We start from the raw sequence: 6561 nt of genomic DNA, 5'->3' as shown, positions 1-6561 counted from the left end.
ATGAGAAATCTTCAGCGCCAAGAGGAGATTTTTCTTTTTCTAGGACTTTATCATCTCCTAATAATTCAGATGTATTTTTTACAACTAAATCCACTAGCTCAGAATTATTGACTAGAGTTGGAATTCCTGGTATTATTTCTAAATTTACCTTCCCTCCAAATCCAGCACTTATATTTTCGCACATAGATTTAATTTTTTCTTTGGCAAGGTGTCTGCTGTCTTCGTTTAATGTTCTCAAAGTACCTGTTAGCTTGACTTCATCGCATATAATATTGCCTTTATGGCCGCCTTCTATTTTTCCAAAGGATATTACTACAGAGTCAGTTGGGTCTATATTTCTACTTACAATGCTTTGAAGTGCAGTTACTAAGTAAGATGCTATAACTATGGCGTCGATTCCTTCATGTGGATAGGCTCCATGTCCATTTTTACCTAATACCTTTAAAATAAGTCTGTCTGTTGATGCAGCGGCAGTCCCTTTTTTTATCTCGATATAGCCTGTTTTTATATGAGAACCGACATGCATGCCAAATATCATATCTACTTTGGGATTTTCCAAGCAGCCCTCTTCGATCATATATTTTCCTGCGCCGATTTCTTCACCAGGTTGGAAAAAGAATTTTACATTTACCTTTAATAAATCTCTATTTTCATATAGTACTTTACAAGCGCCTAATAGCATTGCAGTATGAGCATCATGTCCGCAGGCGTGCATGACACCTTCGTTTTGAGATTTATATTCTAAATCTAATTCTTCTGATATAGGTAGAGCATCTATATCGGCTCTCAAAGCTACTGTTTTTTCAAAGCCGTTGTTTATTTCAGCGACTAGAGCAGTTGTATTTTTATACTCTATATAGTCGATACCTATTTCATCTAAATAATTTTTGATTTTTTCTCTAGTTTGAAATTCCTTTAAACCCAATTCCGGTGTTTTGTGTAGATCTCGTCTTACATTGATTATCCAATCTTCTATATTTAAACATAAATTTTTTATATCCATTTCAAATCCTCCTTCTATTAATTATAAGTCATTTTTATAGCACTTGATAAATAATTTTGAAAAAATATATAATGTAAATTTAACAGAAAATTTAAAATAACAAATAAATTTAGAAAATAGTTGACAAATAAAATGAAGAGAAATATAATTTTACTATAATAATTTTAAACCGATGAATAAGAGAAGTAGATATAATGATTATTTTATAGAGAGTCGCGGATGGTGGAATCGCGATAGATAGCTTATATTGAATGGACTTATGAGGGCAGAATGAAAGGTTATCTGAGTAGTATCTGACGGGAACTCCATCCGTTACCATAGGAGCATATATGATAGTATATGAGATGAGTGGGTCTTTATGACCAATTAGGGTGGTACCGCAGAAGATATGACTTTTGTCCCGATTATGGGATAAAAGTCTTTTTTATTTGGAAAAATTATTAAATTTAAAGTATTAGGGAGGAAAAAGATATGAAAAAGGCACCATACAGATTATATTTAAGTGAAGAGGAGATACCAAAACAATGGTATAACCTAAGAGCTGACATGAAGGAATTACCAGATCCAATGATAAATCCTGCTACAATGAAGCCAGCAGTTGAAGAGGATTTATATCCAGTATTTTGTAAGGAATTAGCTCATCAAGAAATGGACAACGAAACTAGATACGTTGATATACCAGATGAAGTTAGAGAAATGTACAAAATATATAGACCATCACCACTTTGTAGAGCATATAACTTAGAAAAAGCTCTAGGAACACCAGCTAAAATATACTACAAATTTGAAGGGAACAATACTTCAGGAAGTCACAAATTAAATTCAGCTATAGCACAAGCTTATTATGCTAAGAAAGAAGGGTTAAAGGGAGTTACTACTGAAACTGGTGCAGGTCAATGGGGAACTGCTCTATCAGAAGCATGTTCATACTTTGGATTGCCACTAAATGTATATATGGTTAAAGTATCTTATGAACAAAAGCCTGACAGAAAAAATATAATGAGAGTATTTGGAGCAAATGTAACTCCATCTCCAAGTGACACTACAAATGCAGGTAGAAAAATACTAGCTCAAAACCCAGATGATCCAGGTTCTCTAGGGACTGCAATATCTGAAGCTGTAGAAGTAGCAGTAAGTACAGATGGATATAGATATGTTTTAGGCTCAGTTTTAAATCAAGTACTTTTACATCAATCAATAATAGGATTAGAAGCTAAGGCTGCTATGGATAAATTAGAAGAATATCCTGATATAGTAATCGGATGTGCAGGTGGAGGATCTAACCTAGGTGGACTTATAGCTCCATACATGCAAGACAAACTATTAGGTAAAGCTAATCCTAGAATAGTTGCAGTAGAACCAGCATCTTGTCCATCTCTTACAAGAGGTAAATACGCATATGATTTCTGCGATACAGGTAAAATAACTCCAATGGCTAAAATGTACACTTTAGGCTGTGAATTTACACCATCTAAAAACCACGCTGGAGGACTTAGATATCACGGTATGAGTCCAGTATTATCTAAATTATACCATGATGGATATATGGAAGCAGTTGCAGTTGAACAAACTAAGGTATTTGAAGCAGCTACATTATTTGCTAAGGTTGAAACTATACTTCCAGCACCAGAATCATCACATGCTATCAGAGTAGCAATAGATGAAGCGCTAAAATGTAAAGAAACTGGAGAAGAAAAGACTATATTATTTGGATTAACTGGAACAGGATACTTCGATATGAAGGGATATAATGCTTATGTAGAAGGAACAATGACTGATTATATTCCTACAGATGAAGATTTACAAGTGGGATTTGATAAATTACCTATAATTCCAGGAATACAAGACGAAATAAAATAGCGATAAAAATCTAAAATGGATAAAAAAGTAAATATTTAGAAAATTTAAAATTATAATTAAATTTTTGAAAATGAAATTTGATTTTTAAATTGAAAGCTATTTTCCTATTAAAATAAAAAGAATTATTTAGAAAACTTAAAAAAAGTAATTACTATAAAGAAAAAATATATAAAAAACAAGTTAAATATATAAATTAAAGTGTACTTTTAGACAATATTAAAGACAAATAAATATTGATAAAATAAAAACAAAGAATTTTCGACTAAATCTAGCGAAGGTTCTTTGTTTTTTATTTTTAAAAAAAATTTTGACAAAAATAGTAAATAATATATAATTTATTTCAAGGATTTTAAAAAATAGAACACTTAGCAGGAGGTATATATGGAGAAGGATCTAATCATTAGAGAAAGTAGAAAAAAAGTACTTTTATGGATAGTTTTAGTTTTAATAATACTAGCTTATTTATGTTCAATGCTGTATTATAGCTCAGTAAAGAAGCCAGCTGTTATTTTTAGTATAATTGTGGCAACAGTTATTTTATTTATCGAACTTAGAAAGTTTATGAATCCTAAAATTGTCTTAAAAGCAGATAAAGAAGGCATAACAAATACAACTACATTAGATTTTAAAACAATTAAATGGAATGAAATTAAAGAGATTTATATTTATAAAAAGAAATTTTTAAATAAAAAGGATATGGTGACTGATAATTATATATGTTTTAATTTAAAAAATAAAAATGATAGCAATAAAATCTATGTGGATTTTAGTAAAAAGTACGATAATAAAGGAATGCAACACATATTAATAACAGAATGCAATCAAAATGTTCATCAAGTATTTAATGAACTAAAAAAATATTATGAAAAAAATATTAGCAGTAAATAAAATTTATTTTGACAAAGTTTTATTAAAAATAAGGATTTTAATTTTTATCGAAGTCCTTATTTTTTTTTATTATTTAAATATAAATACAATAAAAAGCTTAAAAGTACACTATAACGCAAATAAGCAAAACTGTTTTGGACAACTTAAAGACGTATTAAAGACAAAAATAACGTTTTATTATATAGGTATAGAAAATGAATTAAAGAAATTAATTTTCAGAAAAAAGAAAGGGGAATTATGAATTATGGAAGTAAAAGAAATTATGAATAGCCCAGGGCTATTAATCGCATCAGCATTTATGATGGTAGTACTTATAGGAGGATGTTTCGCATTCTTAAAAGCTTCTTTAAAGGAAGCTGAAAACCTTAACATGGACAAACAAAAAATGGTAGCAGGTGTCAGAAGTGCTTGTATAACTACAGTAGGACCTGCATTAGCATGTGTTGTTGTATTAGTTTCATTCTTAAATATATTTGGTGCTCCAACAACTTGGATGAGATTAAATGACGTAGGTGCAGCTAGATCTGAAGTTGGTGTATCTACAATAGCAACAAGTATTTTAGGACAAGTTCCAGGTGAAGCTGGATTTGATGCACAAGGATTCACATATGGTCTTTGGGGTATGGCATTAAATAACTTCGGTTGGTTATTTGTTACATTAGTATTAACTAGTAGAATGGGTAAAATAGTTGACTCATTAAATTCAAAATTTGAACCTAAAATGATCAACATGGTTATGCAAGGTGCAGTATTTGGATTATTCGGTTACTTATTAATAAATTCTGTTTATGCAAAAGGAAGTGCTTATTTAGCAGCAGCAGTTTCATCAGGTATTGCGATGTTCTTGATAAATAAATTTATAAAGAACCAAAGACTTCAAGAGTTAGCTCTTGGTATCGCAATGGTAATAGGAATGATCGTTGCAACAGTATTATATAACATGGGTATAGTAAGTATACCAACAGCTTAATAAAAACAGAATAAATAAGGAGGATAATTAAAATGGCATATGAAAAGAAAATGGTTCAATTAGGAACAATTACAATGTTATTAGCAATAGTTGGTAACTTCTTACCAGTTGCTTACTTAGCAGTATTTAAAGGTTTATGTCCAACTCCTGGACAAATAATGCAAATATGGGGACTTGCAGCAGCTACTTATGGTATAAGCTGGGTTATACAACCAATATCTTACTATCCAGCATTAGGTGCAGGTGGTTCTTATATAGGATGGATTTCAGGTTCAGTTGGTGATATGAAAATGCCTTCTATAGCAATGGCTCAAAAAATATCAGGATATGAAGCAGGAACTCCAGAAGGAAAATGTATATCTACTATAGCAGTAGTTGGATCTATATTTACTTCATTTACTATAGTAACAATATTCACAATAATAGGAAATGTAGTATTACCTTTATTCCCAGAAGCAGTAAAATTCGCATTTACATTTACTTTACCTGCATTATTCGCAGCTATATATGTACAAATGTTACCAAAGAGCTTCAAAGGTTCTATAGCAACATTAATAGTAGCAGGTGTAATATACTATATAGTTAAAACTACAGGAGCAAATACAGGATTTGCTACATTAGGAGCTTGTTTAGGTGGTATGATTTGTTGTTACTTTGCTTACAAATCAGATCATAAAAACGATGCAAAAGCATAATACATAATAGTTAAAACAATTAAAATAAAATAATAAATAATAGATGTTAAAATATTAAAATATATACAAATAACCCAAAACTAAAATAAAAAAATAATATACTAAATAAAAAATATAACCGTTACTAAATAGATAATATCCAAGTAGTTTATAATAAGTTATAAGCTACTTGGACTATATAAAATAATAATTAAAAATAGGAGGCAATTATGTTAGATATTAAAATAATAAATGCCAAAATAATAGATGGTACAGGAGCACCAGCATTTGATGGTGAAGTTGGTATAGTAGGAGATAAAATAACAAAAATAGGAGACTTATCAAACGAAGAAGCAAAAACTGTAATAGATGCAAAAGGAAATGTAGTATCACCAGGATTTATAGATATGCATACTCACTCAGATATGTCTTTAGTATACGATAGAAATGCAAGCTCAAGAATATACTCAGGGGTAACAACAGACGTTATAGGAAACTGTGGTATAGGTGTAGCTCCAGTAAAAGAAGAAAATAGACAATTATTATTAGATTATTTAGGAACAAGAATAGTTGGAAGTATGCCAGTAAAACTTGAACTACCATGGGATAGCTATGAAAGTTATTTCAAATATATGGAACAAAATCCACCAGCAGTAAACGTTGCACCTCTTTTAGCTCAAGGTCCAATCAGAATATGGGAAATGGGATTCTCTAAAGAAGAACCAACAGAAGAACAATTACAAAATATGCTAGCTGAAGTAGAAGAATGCTTCAAACAAGGTGCATTAGGTGTAACAACAGGTCTTGTTTATTTACCAGGTGAATACACAACTAGAAAAGAAATCGTTGAAATATGTAAAATAGCTGCTAAATATGGATGTTTCTATGCAACTCATATGAGAACTGAATCAGATGAAGTTGAACAAGCATTAGAAGAAACTATAAGCGTTGCAAAAGAAGCTGGAGTACATCTACATGTATCTCACTTAAAAGCAATGGGATATAAAAACTTCGGTAAAGCAACTAACTTAATAAAACAAATAAGAGATGCTCAAGATGAAGGTATGGAAGTTTCATTTGACGTATATCCATATACAGCAGGTATGACTTCTCTATCAGCTTTAATGCCACCATGGACATTTGAAGGTGGAGTTGGAAACATGATA

The 6561-nt window shown here is 30.6% G+C and carries 6 protein-coding genes and 1 other annotated feature; of the genes, 5 read left to right on the top strand and 1 reads right to left on the bottom strand.

All coding sequences use genetic code 11. From position 1 onward, the window contains the following. On the bottom strand, positions 1-1003 hold a 1003-nt coding region (locus ACI3VO_RS02980), incomplete at its 3' end, for a M20 metallopeptidase family protein (RefSeq protein ID WP_439756492.1). 163 nt (positions 1004-1166) lie between these two features. Further along, positions 1167-1409 (top strand) — a binding site (T-box leader). Positions 1410-1474: 65 nt separating this feature from the next. Between ACI3VO_RS02980 and ACI3VO_RS02975 the strand changes: the two genes are divergently transcribed. From ACI3VO_RS02975 to ACI3VO_RS02955, 5 genes are all read left to right on the top strand, one after another. Further along, positions 1475-2863 carry a TrpB-like pyridoxal phosphate-dependent enzyme gene (locus ACI3VO_RS02975; protein ID WP_439756491.1) on the top strand — a complete coding sequence of 463 codons (1389 nt, stop codon included), beginning with the start codon at positions 1475-1477 and terminating at the stop codon, positions 2861-2863. A 381-nt stretch (positions 2864-3244) separates the two neighbouring features. After that, the gene (locus ACI3VO_RS02970) at positions 3245-3751 is read left to right on the top strand and encodes a hypothetical protein (protein ID WP_439756489.1); all 507 of its coding nucleotides are present in this window, start codon (positions 3245-3247) and stop codon (positions 3749-3751) included. 244 nt (positions 3752-3995) lie between these two features. Then, positions 3996-4721, top strand: coding sequence for a DUF5058 family protein (locus tag ACI3VO_RS02965; protein ID WP_439756487.1), 726 nt, complete (start codon positions 3996-3998; stop codon positions 4719-4721). Positions 4722-4753: 32 nt separating this feature from the next. Beyond that, positions 4754-5416, top strand: a complete 663-nt coding sequence (locus ACI3VO_RS02960) for a hypothetical protein (RefSeq protein WP_439756486.1) — start codon at positions 4754-4756, stop codon at positions 5414-5416. A 209-nt stretch (positions 5417-5625) separates the two neighbouring features. Further along, positions 5626-6561, top strand: a 936-nt coding sequence (locus tag ACI3VO_RS02955) for an N-acyl-D-amino-acid deacylase family protein (RefSeq protein ID WP_439756485.1), incomplete at its 3' end; no start/stop codon positions are given.

The sequence above is a fragment of the Intestinibacter sp. genome, assembly GCF_051866655.1.
Lineage (GTDB): Bacteria > Bacillota > Clostridia > Peptostreptococcales > Peptostreptococcaceae > Intestinibacter.
The sequence above is the reverse complement of the archived record's forward strand: the minus strand, read 5'-3'. Positions and strand labels throughout refer to the sequence as shown.

Bases quoted from the DNA above. Each gene is read 5' to 3' on its own strand.
- ACI3VO_RS02975 (WP_439756491.1), top strand. From the start codon at position 1,475: ATGAAAAAGGCACCATACAGATTATATTTAAGTGAAGAGGAGATACCA.
- ACI3VO_RS02970 (WP_439756489.1), top strand. From the start codon at position 3,245: ATGGAGAAGGATCTAATCATTAGAGAAAGTAGAAAAAAAGTACTTTTA.
- ACI3VO_RS02960 (WP_439756486.1), top strand. From the start codon at position 4,754: ATGGCATATGAAAAGAAAATGGTTCAATTAGGAACAATTACAATGTTA.
- ACI3VO_RS02965 (WP_439756487.1), top strand. From the start codon at position 3,996: ATGGAAGTAAAAGAAATTATGAATAGCCCAGGGCTATTAATCGCATCA.